Raw genomic sequence first — 15,789 nt, forward strand, 5'->3', positions numbered from 1 at the left:
GCGGCCACTGGCCGCCGGACCGCCGCGCGTGCGACGCTGGGGCAGCACGCCACGACCGAACGCACGACAACCGAACACACGGCCACGCACCCCGGCGGGAGAGCCCCGGCGCGCACCAGCGCCGGGCACCGAAGGAGCAACCGCCCCGGAACCTCTCAGGTACCAGGACCGCCACGGGCAGGCCGCTCTGGAGAGCAGGGTCCGCACGGCCCTCACCGACGGGGAAAGCGCCGCAGGGCGCGAAGCTCTCAGGTGCCGCGACAGAGGGGGTCCGCGCAGCCGCGCCCGGCGGCCGCGCCCGGAAGGAGCCCCGCCGTGTCCCGCACCTCCCCGCTGCACGAGGCCCACGCCGCCCTCGGGGCCGCGTTCACCGACTTCGCCGGCTGGTCCATGCCCGTGCGCTACGCCTCCGACCTCGCCGAGCACCGCGCCGTGCGCGCCACCGCCGGCGTGTTCGACCTGTCCCACATGGGGGAGGTGCGCGTGCGCGGGCCGCGGGCCGGCGAGGCCCTGGACGCCGCCCTCGTCGGCCGCCCGTCCGCCATGCCCGTCGGGCGCGCCGGGTACGGCCTGCTCGTGGGCGAGGAGGGCGGCGTCCTCGACGACCTCGTCACCTACCGCCTCGGCGAGGACGACTTCCTCGTCGTCGCCAACGCCTCCAACGCCGGCCTCGTCGCAGCGGAGCTCACCGCCCGCGCCCCCGGGTTCGACGCCACCGTCACCGACGAGTCCACCGGCACCGCCCTGGTGGCCGTGCAGGGCCCCACCGCCGCACTGATCGTCGGTGACCTCGTCGACGCCGACCTCGACGCCCTGGGGTACTACCGCTGCACCCCCGCCTCGCTGCGCACGGCGGACGGCGCGGTCGACGTGCTGCTCGCCCGCACCGGCTACACCGGCGAGGACGGTTTCGAGGTGTTCACCGCGGCCGAGCGCGCGGTCCCCGTGTGGGAGGCGCTGCTGGCCGCCGGCCGCGGCCGCGACGCCGTGCCGTGCGGGCTCGCCTGCCGCGACACCCTGCGCCTGGAGGCCGGGATGCCGCTGTACGGGCACGAGCTGTCCCGCGACGTCGACCCCTACACCGCCGGGCTCGGTCGCGTCGTCAAGCTCGACAAGCCCACCGGGTTCCCCGGCCGGGACGCGCTGGAGCGCCTCGCGCAGCGCACCCCCGAGCGCGTCCTCGTCGGTCTGCGCGGCACCGGCCGCCGCGCCGGCCGTCAGGGCCACCCCGTGCTCCACGAGGGCCGACCGGTCGGCGTCGTCACCAGCGGCGCCCTCTCGCCCACCCTCGGCCACCCCGTCGCCATGGCGTACGTCGAGCCGGCGTTCGCCCCCGTCGGCACCGCGCTGGCCGTGGACGTGCGCGGGCGCCCCGAGCCCGTCGAGGTGGTCGAGCTGCCCTTCTACCGCCGGGCCCGGTGAGCGCCGTGCCCGTCGGCGTCCTCGACCTGTTCTCCATCGGCATCGGCCCCTCCAGCTCCCACACCGTGGGCCCGATGCGCGCCGCCCTGCGGTTCGCGCAGGGCCTGGCCGGCGACGGGCTGCTGGAACGGGTCGCCGCGGTGCGGGTGGACCTGCACGGCTCGCTGGGGGCCACCGGCCGCGGCCACGGTTCCGACCGCGCCGTCGTCCTGGGTCTGCTGGGTCAGCGGCCCGAAGCCGTCGACCCCGACGCGGTCCCCGCGCTGCTGGACGCCGTGCGCGAGCGCGGCGAGCTGCGACTGCTGGACCGGCACCCGGTGCGCTTCGACCCCGGCGCCGACGTGCGCCTGCTGCGCCAGGCCCTGCCCGCCCACCCCAACGGGATGGTGTTCACCGCCCTCGACGACGACGGGCGCGTGCTCGCCGAGCGCACCTCGTACTCCGTCGGCGGGGGCTTCGTGCGCGACGACCCGCTGGAGGCCGCCGAACCCGTCCTGGACGGCGGCGACGACGTGCCGCACCCCTTCCGCACCGGCGCCGAACTGCTGGAGCAGTGCCGGCGAACCGGTCTGGGCGTGGCGGACCTGGTGCGACGCGACGAGGAGCACCGCCGCAGCCGCGAGGACCTCGACACCGCCCTGCTGGAGGTGTTCGCCGCGATGGCCGCCTGCGTCGAGCGCGGCCTGTCGATCGACGGCACCCTGCCCGGCGGGCTCGGCGTGCGCCGCCGCGCGCCCGCCCTGCACCGCCAGCTCCTCGCCGAGGAGGAGGCGCAGGGCACGGGGCCTGGAGGTGACCCGCTGCGTGCGCTGGACTGGCTGAGCCTGTGGGCGCTGGCGGTCAACGAGGAGAACGCCGCCGGCGGCCGCGTCGTCACCGCCCCCACCAACGGCGCCGCCGGCATCGTGCCCGCCGTGCTGCACTTCCACCGCCGCTTCACCCCAGGCGCCGACGACGCCAGCACGGTCGACTTCCTGCTCGCCGCCGGCGGCGTCGGGATCGTGCTGAAGGAGACCGGTTCCATCTCCGGCGCCGAGGTCGGCTGCCAGGGGGAGGTGGGTTCCGCCAGCGCCATGGCGGCCGCCGGCCTGACCGCCGTGCTCGGCGGCACCCCCGAGCAGGTGGAGAACGCCGCCGAGATCGCGATCGAGCACCACCTGGGGCTGACCTGCGACCCCGTCGGCGGGCTCGTGCAGATCCCGTGCATCGAGCGCAACGCGGTGGGCGCCACCACCGCCGTCCACGCCGCCCGCACCGCGCTGCGCGGCGACGGCACCCACGTCGTCAGCCTCGACACCGCCATCGCCACGATGCGCGCCACGGGGGCGCACATGCGCTCGGAGTACAAGGAGACCTCCCGCGGCGGCCTCGCCCTCACCGTCGTCGGCGCGCCCACCGCGGTGGGCGTCAACCTCCCGGAGTGCTGAGCGGCCGGGGTGGCACAGTGGCCCGGTGCCACCCCGCCGCCGCACCGACCCCGCGCAGGGGCGCGCCGCGCTGCGCACCGCGCTGGACGCCCTCGACTCCGGGACGACCCCGCCGCGGCCCGACCTGGCCGCCGCCGTGCGGTTCACCCTCGAGGAGCTCGCCGCCCGCCACCCCGGCGGCAGCGTGGAGGTGCGGGTGCCGCCGTTCGCCGCCGTGCAGGTCGTCGCCGGCCCGAAGCACACCCGCGGCACCCCGCCCGCGGTGGTGGAGACCGACGCCGTGACCTGGCTGGAGCTGGCCACCGGGCGCCTCGCCTTCGACGCCGCGCGCGGCAGCGGGCGGGTGCGGGCCAGCGGTGAGCGCGCCGACCTCGGGCGGCTGCTGCCGGTCACCGGGCCGGGCGCGTGAACGCAGCGCGTACCGTGGCGCGGGTGAGCGAGCAGGAGCGCCGGGCGCCCGACGACGACGGCCACCGGGAGCCGCAGCCGCCCGTGCAGCGCGACACCGGTGCGCAGCAGGAGGAAGCTGCGCAGCCCGAGGGGCCGCAGCCCGAGGCGCAGCAGGAGGGCACCCGGCTGGTGCAGGTCACGCGCCGGCGCGCCCCCCGGTTCCGGGCGTTCGTGCTCACCGGCGTGGTCGTCGCCTTCCTCGCCGCCGCGGTCGTCGCGGTCCTCACCCCGCCCGCCGCCGGGTACACGCAGCAGGACCTGCTCGGCTACCTGTTCGTCGCCTTCGGCCTCGTCGGTGCGCTGCTCGGCGGGCTGGTCGCGGTCCTGGCCGACCGCACCCGCGCCCGCGGCGGCGCCGCCCGGCGCCGCTGACGAACCACCGCCCGGCCGGGTGCCGCCGCCGGGCACGGATGCGTCGGGGCCCTGCGGGCTGTGCCACACTCGTGGCGTGGCCCGCGGTGACGGACGTCTGAACCACGATCTGATGCCCGGCGAGAAGGGCCCCCAGGACGCTTGCGGCGTCTTCGGGGTCTGGGCTCCCGGCGAGGAAGTCTCCAAGCTCACCTTCTACGGCCTGTACGCCCTCCAGCACCGGGGCCAGGAGGCCGCCGGCATCGCCGTCAGCAACGGCGAGCAGATCCTCGTGTTCAAGGACACCGGCCTCGTCTCGCAGGTCTTCGACGAGTCCGCCCTGGAGTCCCTGCAGGGGCACATCGCGGTCGGGCACGCCCGCTACTCCACCGCCGGCGGCGCCGGCTGGCAGAACGCCCAGCCCACCCTGGGCGCCACCTCCGGCGGCACGGTCGCGCTGGCCCACAACGGCAACCTCACCAACGCCTTCCGGCTGCGCGAGCTGATCGCCGAGCGCTACCCCGGCCGCGCCGGTGCCCGGCCCGGTTCCGGTGGGGAGATCGCCCGGGGCAACACCACCGACACGGCCCTCATCACCGCCCTGTTCGCCGGCGACCCGGACCGCACGCTGGAGGCCACGGCCCTGGAGGTGCTCCCGCACGTCGAGGGCGCCTTCAGCCTCGTCTTCATGGACGAGCGCACCCTCTACGCCGCGCGCGACCCGCAGGGCATCCGCCCGCTGGTGCTCGGCCGCCTCGACCGCGGCTGGGTCGTCGCCTCCGAGACCGCCGCCCTCGACATCGTCGGCGCCAGCGTCGTGCGCGAGATCGAACCGGGCGAGCTCATCGCGATCGACGCCGACGGGCTGCGCTCCAGCCGCTTCGCCGAGGCCAACCCCAAGGGCTGCGTCTTCGAGTACGTCTACCTCGCCCGCCCCGACACCAGCATCAGCGGCAAGGTCGTGCAGGAGGCCCGCGTCGAGATGGGCCGCACCCTGGCCCGCGAGCACCCCGTCGAGGCCGACCTGGTGATCCCCACCCCGGAGTCGGGCACGCCCGCCGCCATCGGCTACGCCGAGGAGTCCGGCATCCCCTACGGGCAGGGGCTGGTGAAGAACGCCTACGTCGGGCGCACCTTCATCCAGCCCAGCCAGACGATCCGCCAGCTCGGCATCCGCCTGAAGCTGAACCCGCTCAAGCACGTCGTGCACGGCAAGCGCCTCATCGTCGTCGACGACTCCATCGTGCGCGGCAACACCCAGCGCGCCCTCATCCGGATGCTGCGCGAAGCGGGCGCCGCCGAGATCCACGTGCGGATCTCGTCCCCGCCGGTGACGTGGCCGTGCTTCTACGGCATCGACTTCGCCACCCGCGCCGAGCTCATCGCCACCGGCCTCGCCGTGGACGACGTGCGTGCCAGCATCGGCGCCGACTCCCTGGGGTACATCTCCCCCGAGGGCATGATCGCCGCCACCGACCAGCCCGCCGAGCGGCTGTGCACGGCGTGCTTCAGCGGCACCTACCCCGTGCCGGTGCCCGACCTGCAGCGCCTGGGCGACCACGCCCTGGACAAGGCGCTCCTGCCCATCACCCCCGTGCCCTCGCACGCGCACCACTCGGGAGGCCGCCGGTGACCGGCACCACCTACGCCTCCGCCGGCGTCGACGTCGTCGCCGGCGACCGCGCCGTCGAGCTCATGAAGGCCTCCGTGGCCCGCACCCACGGCCCCGACGTCGTCGGCGGCTTCGGCGGCTTCGCCGGCCTGTACGACGTCAGCGCGCTGAAGGGCTACCGCCGTCCCCTGCTGGCCACCAGCACCGACGGCGTGGGCACCAAGGTGGCCGTCGCCCAGGCCGTCGACAAGCACGACACCATCGGCTTCGACCTCGTCGGCATGGTCGTCGACGACGTCGTCGTCTGCGGCGCGAAGCCGCTCTTCATGACCGACTACATCGCCTGCGGGCGGGTGGTCCCCGAGCGGACGGCGGGCATCGTGGCCGGCATCGCCCGCGCCTGCGAGGAGGCCGGCACCGCCCTCGTCGGCGGGGAGACCGCCGAGCACCCCGGGCTGCTCGGCCCCGACGAGTACGACGTGGCCGGCGCGGTGACCGGGGTGGTCGAGGCCGACGAGCTGCTGGGTGCCGAGCGCGTGCGCGCCGGGGACGTCCTGGTCGCGATGGCGTCCTCGGGCCTGCACTCCAACGGCTACTCGCTGGTGCGGCGGGTGTTCGCCGACGCCGGGTGGTCCTACGAGCGCCACGTGGACGAGTTCGGCCGCACCCTCGGCGAGGAGCTGCTGGAACCGACCCGCATCTACGCCGCGCCGGCCCTGGCCACCCTCGCCACCGGTGGCGTGCACGCCATGAGCCACGTCACCGGCGGGGGACTGGCCGCCAACCTGGCCCGCTGCCTGCCCGAGACGGTCACCGCCGAGGTCGACCGCTCCACCTGGACCCCGGGTGCGGTGTTCTCCCTGGTGCGGGACCTGGGCCGGGTGCCCGCCGACGACCTGGAGCGCACCCTGAACCTGGGGGTCGGGATGCTCGCCGTCGTCAGCCCCGAGACCGCGGACGCCGTGGTGGCGTCCCTGGAGACCGCGGGGGTGCCGGCGTGGGTGTGCGGCCGGGTGCGCGAGCGGCAGGACGCCGACGGCGACAGCAACGGCAAGGGCGTGGCAGGGGGCGTGGCGCTGCTCCGGGGATCTCACCAGGGTTGGTGAGGCTCTTCCGGAGCGGCGCCACGCCCCCTGCTGATCCGTCCTGCTGGTGCGCTGTGCCCACCCCCGGTGCGCTGTGCGACCGGGAGCCTGGCCTCCCCGGGACTGCTCGTCCCCGGGAGACCGTCGGACGGGAGGGTCAGGCGCGACGCTTGGTCGCCCAGTCCTCGTAGTCGTCCGTGGCGGAGTACCGAGACCAGTCGGTGTCCTCGTCCACCTCGTCCTCGTCCGTCTCCGGTGCCTCCTGGGCGTCGGAACGCCCGGTGGTCGGACGGAACGGGTCAGGACCGTGCAGCTCGCGTTGCAACGCGTTGTAGTCAGTCTGCGGGCTGAAGTACTTCAGCTGCCGAGCGACCTTCGTCTGCTTGGCCTTCTGACGGCCGCGCCCCATGGCGTCGACCCCCTCGCGCGTCGGCCGGGGCCGGTGAGTGGGCCCCGGAGTAGCTGTCATCTCTCCGTGGTGCCAACCGTACAGGTTCGCGAGAGCTTCCGGCATCCCGGTCGGCACGAGGCGCGCCCGGACGGGGGAGCGCGGGCCGGCGCGCCACCACGCGAACGTGGTGTTGCATGACCCCCATGCCGCGCAGCTCGCCCACGGTGGCCGGGATCGACTCCTCCACGCAGTCCTGCAAGGTGGTCGTGCGCGACGCGGCCACGGGGCGCCTGCTGCGCTCCGGGCGGGCCGCGCACCCCGAGGGCACCGAGGTGGACCCCGAGCGCTGGTGGGAGGCGCTGGAGCGGGCCGCCGCCGACGCCGGCGGCCTCGACGACGTCGACGCCCTGGCCGTGGGCGCCCAGCAGCACGGCTCGGTCCTGCTGGACGGCGACGGCGGCGTGGTGCGCGACGCGCTGCTGTGGAACGACGGCCGCTCGGCGGGCGCGGCGCAGGACCTCACCGACGAGCTCGGCGGCCCCGCCGCCTGGGCCGAGCAGGTCGGCAGCGTCCTGGTCGCCTCCTTCACCGTCACGAAGCTGCGCTGGGTGGCCGAGCACGAGCCCGGCGCGGCCGCCCGCACGAGCGCCGTGTGCCTGCCCCACGACTGGCTGACCCACCGGCTCGCCGGGGGTGCCGCCGCGGGCGCCCGGCTGGTCACCGACCGCGGCGACGCCAGCGGCACCGGCTACTTCTCGGCCGCGACGGGCGAGTACCGCCCTGACCTGCTGGAGCGCGCCTTCGGCACCCGCCCGCAGCTGCCGCAGGTGCTGGCGCCGGACGCGGCCGCCGGTGAGAGCGCCTGCTCGCTCAGCCGCGGGGCCCTGCTCGGCGCCGGCACCGGCGACAACATGGCCGCCGCCCTGGGGGTGGGGGCCGTGCCCGGCGACGTGGTGGTCTCCATCGGCACCTCCGGCGTCGTCAGCGCCGTCACCGACGTGGCCACCCGCGACCCCTCCGGCGCCGTCGCCGGCTTCGCCGACGCCACCGGCCGGCACCTGCCGCTGGTGTGCACCCTCAACGCCGCCCGCGTCCTCGACGCCGCCGCCCGCCTGCTGGGGGTGGACCACGCCGAGCTGTCCCGCCTGGCGCTCAGCGCCCCCGCCGGTGCCGGCGGTCTCGTCCTCGTGCCCTACCTGGAGGGCGAGCGCACGCCCGTGCGCCCGGACGCCACCGGCGCCCTGCACGGGCTGACCCCGCAGACGTCCACCCCCGCCCACCTGGCGCGCGCCGCCGTGGAGGGCCTGCTGTGCGGGCTCGCCGACGGCCTCGACGCCCTCGTCGCCCAGGGCGTGCCGGTGCGCCGCGTCCTGCTCGTCGGCGGCGGGGCGCGCTCGGAGGCGGTGCGCCGCCTGGCGCCGGCGGTGCTGGGGCGCCCCGTCCTGGTGCCCCCGCCGGGGGAGTACGTCGCCGACGGCGCCGCGCTGCAGGCGGCGTGGGTGCTCTCCGGGGCGGACGCACCGCCGCGCTGGGAGCTGGGCGAGGCCCGGACCTTCGAGGCCGCCCCCCTGGCGCACGTCCGGGAGCGCTACGCCGCGGTGCGCGACCTCACGGCCCCGCGCTCCTGACCGGGCCGGCGGGTTCGTCCTCGCCGCCGCGCGGCGCGGGCACGGCGCGCCGGCGGGCGGCGCGCTTGTCGGCGTACATGCGCGCGTCGGCCTCGGCCAGCACGGACTCCGGGGAGCGGCCCGGGGCGTCGGCGGCCCAGCCCACCGAGACCCGCACGCCCCGGTCCGCTCCCGCCGGGGCGTCCCCGCGCAGCCGCACGGCCAGCTCCTCGACGTGCTCGGCGGCCACCTGCTCCACCAGCACGACGAACTCGTCGCCGCCGGTGCGCGCCACGGTGTCGCCCGGGCGCACGTGCGCGCTCAGCGCCCGCGCCACGTCCACCAGGAGCCGGTCGCCGGCGGCGTGGCCCTGCTCGTCGTTGACCCGCTTGAGGCCGTCCACGTCGCAGACGAGGACGAACGTGCCGCGACCGGGGGTGCTGACCGCCCGCGCCCGCGAGACCTCCCACCGGTCGGCCAGCAGCGCCCGGTTGGGCAGCCCGGTGAGCGCGTCGTGACCGGCGCGGTGCCGCAGCTCGCGCTCGCGGCGCAGGCGGTCGGTGACGTCCCATGCGGCGACGACGACCCGGTCGCCGCCGAGGGGCCGGGCGGCCACCTCCAGGCGGCGGCCGGCGGGTGGGGCGAGGCGCACCCGCAGCGGGTGGTGCGTCTGGCCGGAGCACTCCCCGGTGCGCTCCAGGGCGCGACAGGCGCGGGGGCGGTCGGCGTCCACGAGGAGCTCCAGGGCGTCGCGGCCGGCCAGGGTGCCGGGTGCGGCTGCCGCGAGCTCGTGGGCGGCCCGGGAGGCCCACAGCACGACGGTCCCGGACAGCACCGCGACCGCACCGCCCTCGGCGAGGGCGCGCCAGCCGGTGCCGCCCCCGGTGGTGGTCACCGGTGTCTCGCGGCCCCGTCGCCCACGGCGGCCAGAGCGCCGGCGCCCGCCGTGGAGGCCAGCACGGCGGGCCAGGGCCCCACGCGCTTCGAGAGCGGGTGGGAGGCGCCCACGAGGGCCACGGTGCCGAGGCTCAGGGCGACGGCCAGGGGGGTGGAGGCGGCGGCCCAGCGCGGTGCCGACCAGCCCAGCCCGGCCAGCAGCGCGAGCCCGGCGAGGCGGCGGTCCCCGGTGGAACGGCCGATCGCGTAGCCGCCCAGGACGGCCGCGGCGACGACGGGGGAGGTGGGGGTGCGGGCCACGTGATCAGGCTACCCAGGGCGTGCCCGGCGCGCCCGGCGTGCCCGGCGTGCCCGGCGTGCCCGGCGCGCCCGGGTGCCGGGTCGCGGTGCCTGTGCGGGCCGGCGGCTCACTCGTCGCGGCGCGCCAGGTCCCCGGTGTCCCCGAGCTTGGCCATCCGCAGTTCGCGCACCAGGCGCAGGGTCGGCTTGAGCGCGAAGCCCAGCGAGCCGACGATGAACAACCAGGTGCCCCCGGTCTTGGTCGACTCCCACAGGAACAGCACGCTGCCCACGACGAAGCACGCGGCCGCGGTGAAGTCGACGACGGTGTGCCAGATCTCGAAGGCGGCGTACAGCTTGCGCGCCTCGTCGCTCCGGTTCGGGTTGCCCGGGTTGAAGATTCCCACGGCCGCAGGACGCTATCCGCCGGTGCCCGGCCCCGCACGTCCTGCCCGAGGGGTGGGCCGGGGAACGCGAAAGGCCGCCGCGGAACGCGACGGCCTTCGATCAGAGAGGAGTCAGGTGGCCAGGAGCGGGGTCGAACCGCTGACCTTCCGATTTTCAGTCGGACGCTCTACCAACTGAGCTACCTGGCCGTGCCGGGCCGGATCAACCGGCACGACGAGCGACCCCGACGGGACTCGAACCCGCGACCTCCGCCGTGACAGGGCGGCGCGCTAACCAACTGCGCTACGGGGCCTCAAGAGGCCTTGCTTGGACTTGCTGCCTTGCTCGCTTGCGGGACCAACAGTACCCGATCCCGGGCCGTGCTCGTGACACGGATCCGGAAGCCGGCCGGCGGGTGCCCGCTCGCGTACCCCCAACGGGATTCGAACCCGTGCTACCGCCTTGAAAGGGCGGCGTCCTAGGCCACTAGACGATGAGGGCGAGACTCCCTGCGGCGGGAGCCCGACCAGCATAGGGGGTGGCGGGCCGGCGGTGCGTCCCCGCGCGCCGCTCAGGCCGCCACCGGCGCCCCGGGCGCGCCCGGTCCACCCGGGGTGGACAGCCGCCGCGAGCGCACCGGCAGCCGGCGCCCCCGCGCGGCCGCGCGGGAGACGGCGACCGGGTCGGTGTGCAGCAGGTCCAGCACGGCGCGCTCCACCGCCCCGTGCGTGGCCGGGTGCCCGAACGCGGCGTCCTCGCCGAGCTCCTCCAGCGCGGGCGCGATCGTCACGCCGTCCTCGAACAGGTCCACCACGCGCGGGTCGACGTAGCTGCTGCGGCACACCGCCGGGGTGTTGCCCAGGTACTCCGCCACCTCCGCCACCGCCCGCGCCACCGCCCGCTTGCGCGCCGTCGGGGTGGTGCAGGCGGGCAGCGAGACCGCGAGGGCGACCGCGGCCAGGACGGTGGCGTGCCAGGTGCGGAAGTCCTTCGCCGACACGTCCGGGCCGATCGTCTCGTGCAGGTAGGCGTTGACGTCGTCGCTGGTGACGTCGTGCCAGCGCGAGCCGTCCCGCCACGCGAGCAGGTCGTCGCCGCCGCCGCGGCGGCGCTTGAGGGTGCGCACCACCTCCACCACGTCCGGGTCGGCGATGACGGTGGTGCGGTCCTTGCCGGACTTCGCCACGTAGCGGAACACCAGTTCACCGCCGTGCTGGACCACGTGCTCGCGCTTCAGGGTGGCCAGGCCGTACGAGCCGTTCTCCTCCGCGTAGGTGTCCCCGCCCACGCGGAAGAACCCCAGGTCCAGCAGGCGGAACGCCGCCGCCAGCACCCGCTCGCGCGGCACCCCCGGCAGCCGCAGGTGCTCGGCGACGACCTCGCGGGCGCGCGGCAGCTGCGCGGCCACCTCCAGGACGCGGTCGTGCTTGGCGCGGTCGCGCTCGAGGCGCCACTGCTCGTGGTAGCGGTACTGCCGCCGGCCGCGCTCGTCGGTGCCCACCGCCTGCAGGTGCCCGTTGGGGTGCGGGCAGATCCACACGTCGGTGTAGGCGGGCGGGATCGCCAGCTTCGCGATCCGCTCCAGCACCGCGGGCTCGGTGATGCGCTCGCCGGCGGTGTCGAAGTACGTCCAGCCCTTCCCGCACCGCCGGCGCGTGAAACCGGGCGAGGAGCTGGAGACGCGGCGCAGGCGAGGCACCCACCGATGGTGCGCACCGCGCGCGCCGGACGCACCCCGGAGGCCGTCCTCACGCAGCGGCGGGTGGCGGGAGCAGCGCCGCCCCCAGCGCCGCGAGCAGCTCGACGACCTCGGCGCGGTCCAGCCGCACCGTGGACACGCAGGAGGCGCCCTGCCAGGTGGACAGCACGACGCGGTCCTCCTTCGGGTGGGCGCTCACCCGCAGCGCCCGCCCCGGGCGGTCGGCGTCGCGCAGCACGCCGGTGGGGGTGCCGCGCCTGGCCCGGACCGCTGCGTCCTCCATCCGCCGATGGTGCGCCCCGGTGGCGCCGCTGTCGAGGCCCGCTGCGCCGGGCGGGGGATCAGGGGACGCGGGCGATCCAGTCGCCGGTGGCGAACTTCGAGGCCACGAGCTCGTCGGCGGCCGCCAGTTCCGCGTCGGTGAGGGAGGAGTCCGCCAGGCCGTACTGGTCGCGGAACGTGGCGACCATCCGCTCGATGACCTCCTCGCGCGGCAGGCCGGTCTGCCGGCGCAGCGGGTCCACCCGCTTGGCGGCGCTGGCCAGGCCCTTGCCCTTGAGCTTCTCGCGGCCGATGCGCAGCACCTGCAGCATCTTCGCGGCGTCGATGTCGTACGACATCGTCACGTGGTGCAGGACGGTGCCGTCGGCCAGGCGCTTCTGGGCGGCGCCGGCGATCTTGCCCTGATCGGTGGTGATGTCGTTGATCGGCTGGTACCACGCCTTCACGCCCAGCTCGCCGAGCGCGACGAGCACCCAGTCGTCGAGGAACGCGTACGACTCCGTGAACGACAGGCCCTCCACCAGGGAGGCCGGCGCGTACAGCGAGTACGTGATGGTGTTGCCGGGCTCGACGAACATCGCCCCGCCGCCGGAGATCCGCCGCACCACCTGGACCCCCAGGCGCTGCGCGGCCTCGCCGTCGACCTCGTTGGCCAGCGACTGGAAGCTGCCGATGACCACGGCCGAGCTCGCCCACTCCCACACCCGCAGCGTCGGCGGGCGCCGGCCCGCCGCGACCTCGCGGGCCAGCACCTCGTCCAGGGCCATGTGCGCCTGCGGCGGCTGCGGGCCGGTGTGCACCAGCTGCCAGTCGTGGTCCAGCCAGCCGGTGGCTCCGCCGACCGCCCGGCGCACCGCGGTGGCGACCGACTCGGGGGAGAAGCCCAGCAGCACCGCCCCCGGCGGCAGGGCGGAGCGGACCCGCCCGGCGATCGTCGCGGCGTCCGCGTCGGCCGGCAGGCCCGTCAGCGCCGCGTCGACGGCCTCGAGGGCGTCGTCGGGCTCGAGGAAGAAGTCGCCGGAGAGCCGGACGGAGCTGAGCGCCCCGCCGGTCACCTCCACGTCGGCGACGACGAGCTTGCCACCGGGGACCTTGTACTCACCGTGCACGCCACGACCCTACGAGAGCGCCCCCGCGTCCTCGGGGGCGACCGGGGACCCGGGCACCAGCGAGGAGGCCAGCCAGTGCCGCGGGATCCCGAACCCGGCGAGCAGCTCCTCCGTGCGCGGGCGCAGCCGGCGGCACAGATCGTTCACCGCGTGGGTGACGGCCTTGGCCCGCAGCGTCGTCATCCGCCGGTGCTCCAGGTACCAGCCCTTCTCCGCCTCCAGCAGCGCCAGGGCGTGCAGGTCGAACACCTCGCCCAGCAGGTCCGCGACCGCGGGGTCCTCGGTGCGGGCGATGGCGGCGGCGAACGCCTCGGCGACCACGCGGTCCACGTGCGCGCGCCCGGCCAGCAGCAGGTGGTCCTGCAGGCCGTCGACGGCCTCGAACGCGTCGGCGTCGGAGCGCGCGCGGGCCCTGCGCATCCGCTTGGCCAGCGACTCCACGACGTGGCGCTCGCGGTCGGCGATCATCCGCAGCTGCCAGGCGCGGTCGTGCAGCTCCTCGGGCACGCGCCCGGCCTCCACGACGTCCGCCACCAGGGAGCGGGCGGGGCTGCGCCCGGCGAGGGTGGTGACGAAGTCGCGGGTGGCGAACCTCGCCGTGCCCAGGGTGTCGAGGTCGGAGAACTGCTGGGCGTAGGCGGTCAGCTGGCTCTTGGCCACCAGTTGCAGCAGGACGGTGTTGTCGCCCTCGAACGTGGTGAACACGTCCGTGTCGGCCTTCAGCTGCGGCAGCCGGCTCTCGGAGAGGTAGCCGTTGCCGCCGCACGCCTCCCGGCAGGTCTGGATGGTGCGGGTGGCGTGCCAGGTGGAGGCGACCTTCATCCCCGCTGCGTGCGCCTCGAACGCGCGCTGGCGGGCGGGTTCGGGGTCGCCGCCGGCGAGCTGCACCTTCAGCAGGTCGTCCATCTCGCCCATCAGCTCGTCCTGCGCGAAGCTCAGGGCGTACGTGGTGGCCAGCGGGATGAGCAGGCGGCGCTGGTGCGCCAGGTAGTCCAGCAGGACGACCTCCTCGCCGCGCTCGCCGTCCCGCGTGCCGGGGCGGGCGAACTGCGTGCGGCGCAGCGCGTAGCGCAGGGCGATCTCCAGGGCGACCTTCGTCTGGCTGATCGCGCCGCCGGAGATGCTGACGCGGCCCTTGACCAGGGCGCCGAGCATCGTGAAGAACCGGGCGTTCTTGCTGGCGATGGGGCTGGAGTACGTGCCGTCCTCGGCGACCTGCGCGTAGCGGTCCAGCAGGGCGGTGCGCGGCACGCGCACCGAGTCGAACCACAGCCGGCCGTTGTCCACGCCGTTCAGGCCGGCCTTGCGGCCGTCGTCGCCGCGGCGGATCCCCGGCAGGTCGTTCCCGTCCGGCCCGCGCAGCGGCACGACGAACGCGTGCACCCCCTGCCGCTCCCCGCCGGTGACCAGTTGCGCGAACACCACCGCGACCTCGGCGTCGCGCGCGGCGCCGCCGATGTAGTCCTTGCGGCAGGACTCGTCCGGGGTGTGCACCACGAACTCCCGCGTCGCGGGGTCGTAGGTGGCGGTGGTGCCCAGGGAGGCGACGTCGGAACCGTGCCCCGTCTCCGTCATGGCGAAGCAGCCGACGAGGTCCAGGCGCAGCAGGCGCGGCAGCAGTTCCGCGTGGTGCCGTTCGGTGCCCAGGGCCTGCACGGCACCGCCGAACAACCCCCACTGCACCCCCGACTTGATCATCAGGGAGGCGTCGCCGAAACCCAGGACCTCGAACTGGCTGACCTGCCCACCGGGGGAGTCGCCCCCGCCGTGGCGGGAGGAGAAACCGAGCTCGTGGCCGCCCAGGCCGGCGAGCACGCGCAGCCGGGCGAGCGTGAGGTCGCGCTGCTCGGCGGTGCTCAGGTGGTCGATCGGGCCGAACAGGTCGGCGGGGAACTCGCGGCGGGCCTTCTCGCGCAGCGCGGCGAAGCGGCCGTCCAGGAGCGTGCGCAGGACGTCGGTGTCCACGGGGCCGGCGGGGGGCGCGGAGGTGTCGGCGGGTGCGGGTTCCGCGGTGCCCCGCCCGGCGGTGGCCGGGGCGTCGACGGCGGTGTCGAACTCGGTGGCGGTCACGGGAGCTCCTCGGTCTCGGGGTGGGTGGTGCGGTCTCCGGGCGCCGCCAGGACGGCACTGAGGCCGCCCCAGGCGAGGTCGGTGAGGGCGGCGCCCATCTCGGCGGCGCCCAGGCGGTCCGGGGTGGAGATCCACCGGTCGGCCGCGGAGCGGATGAGCGCGACGAGGCCGTGCGCGAGGGCGTCGGCGGAGGTGTCGGCGGCACCGGCGGCGCGCAGGTGGGCGGTGAGCGTGCGGGCGGTCTCGTCGGCCAGCGCGCGCGTCAGGCGCTGCACGGGGTCGCGCTCGGGGTCGCGGGCGCCGGCGCCGAACGGGTGGGAGACGACGAACCGGTACACCTCCGGGTCGGCCTCGACGAGACCCAGGTAGGTGCTCACGATCCCGGCCAGCGCCTCGCGGGGGCTGCTCGCGCGTTCCACGGCGCTGCGCAGCTCGCGCACGATCAGCCGGTTCACGCGGCGCGCGACCGCGAGGTACAGGTCCTCCTTGTCGGCGAAGTGCCGGTACAGCACCGTCTTGCTGGTGCCGGCGGCCGCGGCCAGCTCGTCCATGCCCAGGCCGGCCCCGTGCGTGGTGATGGCCCGCAGGGCGGCGGTCACCAGTTCCTCGCGGCGCGCGCGGCGGTGCTCGGCCCAGCGCGTGCGGCGCCCGTCCGGGCGGGGCGCGGGGGCGGCGGGCGCCTCGGGGGCGTCGGCGGTGACGGGGTCCACGTCTCGACGGT

General features: G+C 76.1%; 16 protein-coding genes, 3 tRNA genes and 2 riboswitches. Of the genes, 7 read left to right on the forward strand and 12 right to left on the reverse strand.

The annotated features are described in order from the left end of the window. Positions 1-94: 94 nt before the first annotated feature. A riboswitch (glycine riboswitch) is annotated at positions 95-172 on the forward strand. Positions 173-182: 10 nt separating this feature from the next. Then, positions 183-271: riboswitch (glycine riboswitch) on the forward strand. 44 nt (positions 272-315) lie between these two features. The 6 genes from gcvT (at position 316) to purM (ending at position 6,368) form a co-directional block, all read left to right on the forward strand. Next, positions 316-1,422, forward strand: a complete 1,107-nt coding sequence (gcvT, locus tag V9U69_RS09440; RefSeq protein ID WP_337061432.1) for a glycine cleavage system aminomethyltransferase GcvT — start codon at positions 316-318, stop codon at positions 1,420-1,422. Positions 1,423-1,427: 5 nt separating this feature from the next. Continuing rightward, positions 1,428-2,849 (forward strand): L-serine ammonia-lyase, encoded by a 1,422-nt coding sequence (locus V9U69_RS09445; protein WP_442907701.1) that lies wholly within the window; start codon positions 1,428-1,430, stop codon positions 2,847-2,849. Positions 2,850-2,874: 25 nt separating this feature from the next. After that, positions 2,875-3,258: a sterol carrier family protein gene (locus V9U69_RS09450; protein WP_337061435.1), complete on the forward strand. Its 384-nt coding sequence runs from the start codon at positions 2,875-2,877 to the stop codon at positions 3,256-3,258. 23 nt (positions 3,259-3,281) lie between these two features. Then, complete coding sequence (locus tag V9U69_RS09455) at positions 3,282-3,671, forward strand: hypothetical protein (protein ID WP_337061436.1); 390 nt, start codon at positions 3,282-3,284, stop codon at positions 3,669-3,671. Positions 3,672-3,783: 112 nt separating this feature from the next. Continuing rightward, positions 3,784-5,283 (forward strand): amidophosphoribosyltransferase, encoded by a 1,500-nt coding sequence (gene purF, locus V9U69_RS09460; RefSeq protein WP_337061437.1) that lies wholly within the window; start codon positions 3,784-3,786, stop codon positions 5,281-5,283. Continuing rightward, positions 5,280-6,368 carry a phosphoribosylformylglycinamidine cyclo-ligase gene (gene purM / locus V9U69_RS09465; protein WP_337061438.1) on the forward strand — a complete coding sequence of 363 codons (1,089 nt, stop codon included), beginning with the start codon at positions 5,280-5,282 and terminating at the stop codon, positions 6,366-6,368. Before purF ends, purM begins: the two co-directional genes overlap by 4 nt. Before the next feature lie 136 nt (positions 6,369-6,504). Here the strand turns inward: purM and V9U69_RS09470 are convergent, their stop codons facing one another. After that, entirely contained in the window at positions 6,505-6,756 is a 252-nt protein-coding gene (locus V9U69_RS09470) for a DUF3073 domain-containing protein (protein WP_337061439.1), read from the reverse strand. Between the two features lie 176 nt (positions 6,757-6,932). Here V9U69_RS09470 and xylB point away from each other — a divergent pair, with 176 nt between their 5' ends. Next, entirely contained in the window at positions 6,933-8,366 is a 1,434-nt protein-coding gene (gene xylB, locus V9U69_RS09475) for a xylulokinase (RefSeq protein WP_337061440.1), read from the forward strand. Here the strand turns inward: xylB and V9U69_RS09480 are convergent. From V9U69_RS09480 to V9U69_RS09530, 11 genes are all read right to left on the reverse strand, one after another. Then, on the reverse strand, positions 8,347-9,240 hold the full coding sequence (locus tag V9U69_RS09480; RefSeq protein ID WP_337061441.1) for a GGDEF domain-containing protein: 894 nt from the start codon (positions 9,238-9,240) through the stop codon (positions 8,347-8,349). The genes xylB and V9U69_RS09480 overlap by 20 nt on opposite strands. Next, positions 9,237-9,542 carry a hypothetical protein gene (locus V9U69_RS09485; RefSeq protein ID WP_337061442.1) on the reverse strand — a complete coding sequence of 102 codons (306 nt, stop codon included), beginning with the start codon at positions 9,540-9,542 and terminating at the stop codon, positions 9,237-9,239. Before V9U69_RS09485 ends, V9U69_RS09480 begins: the two co-directional genes overlap by 4 nt. Positions 9,543-9,649: 107 nt before the next feature. Beyond that, a complete protein-coding gene (locus V9U69_RS09490) occupies positions 9,650-9,928 on the reverse strand; it encodes a YrhK family protein (protein WP_337061443.1) in 279 nt (92 codons plus the stop codon). Positions 9,929-10,044: 116 nt separating this feature from the next. Next, positions 10,045-10,117: transfer RNA gene (locus V9U69_RS09495), tRNA-Phe, on the reverse strand. A 30-nt stretch (positions 10,118-10,147) separates the two neighbouring features. Next, a tRNA-Asp gene (locus tag V9U69_RS09500) sits at positions 10,148-10,221 on the reverse strand. 115 nt (positions 10,222-10,336) lie between these two features. Continuing rightward, a tRNA-Glu gene (locus tag V9U69_RS09505) sits at positions 10,337-10,409 on the reverse strand. 70 nt (positions 10,410-10,479) lie between these two features. Further along, positions 10,480-11,607 carry a DNA topoisomerase IB gene (locus V9U69_RS09510; protein WP_337061445.1) on the reverse strand — a complete coding sequence of 376 codons (1,128 nt, stop codon included), beginning with the start codon at positions 11,605-11,607 and terminating at the stop codon, positions 10,480-10,482. 49 nt (positions 11,608-11,656) lie between these two features. Continuing rightward, a complete protein-coding gene (locus V9U69_RS09515; RefSeq protein ID WP_337061446.1) occupies positions 11,657-11,890 on the reverse strand; it encodes a hypothetical protein in 234 nt (77 codons plus the stop codon). Between the two features lie 58 nt (positions 11,891-11,948). Further along, positions 11,949-12,998, reverse strand: coding sequence for a lipoate--protein ligase family protein (locus V9U69_RS09520; protein WP_337061447.1), 1,050 nt, complete (start codon positions 12,996-12,998; stop codon positions 11,949-11,951). Positions 12,999-13,007: 9 nt separating this feature from the next. Next, the gene (locus tag V9U69_RS09525; RefSeq protein ID WP_337061448.1) at positions 13,008-15,068 is read right to left on the reverse strand and encodes an acyl-CoA dehydrogenase family protein; all 2,061 of its coding nucleotides are present in this window, start codon (positions 15,066-15,068) and stop codon (positions 13,008-13,010) included. Further along, positions 15,065-15,778, reverse strand: coding sequence for a TetR/AcrR family transcriptional regulator (locus V9U69_RS09530; RefSeq protein ID WP_337061450.1), 714 nt, complete (start codon positions 15,776-15,778; stop codon positions 15,065-15,067). The genes V9U69_RS09525 and V9U69_RS09530 overlap by 4 nt, the downstream gene beginning before the upstream one ends. Positions 15,779-15,789 lie beyond the last annotated feature (11 nt).

Origin of the sequence: Kineococcus sp. G2, from assembly GCF_037154035.1 — a bacterium.
GTDB lineage: Bacteria > Actinomycetota > Actinomycetes > Actinomycetales > Kineococcaceae > Kineococcus.

Coding starts and splice junctions, on each gene's coding strand:
- purF (WP_337061437.1), top strand. CDS start 3,784: ATGCCCGGCGAGAAGGGCCCCCAGGACGCTTGCGGCGTCTTCGGGGTC.
- V9U69_RS09470 (WP_337061439.1), bottom strand. CDS start 6,756: ATGGGGCGCGGCCGTCAGAAGGCCAAGCAGACGAAGGTCGCTCGGCAG.
- xylB (WP_337061440.1), top strand. CDS start 6,933: ATGACCCCCATGCCGCGCAGCTCGCCCACGGTGGCCGGGATCGACTCC.
- V9U69_RS09515 (WP_337061446.1), bottom strand. CDS start 11,890: ATGGAGGACGCAGCGGTCCGGGCCAGGCGCGGCACCCCCACCGGCGTG.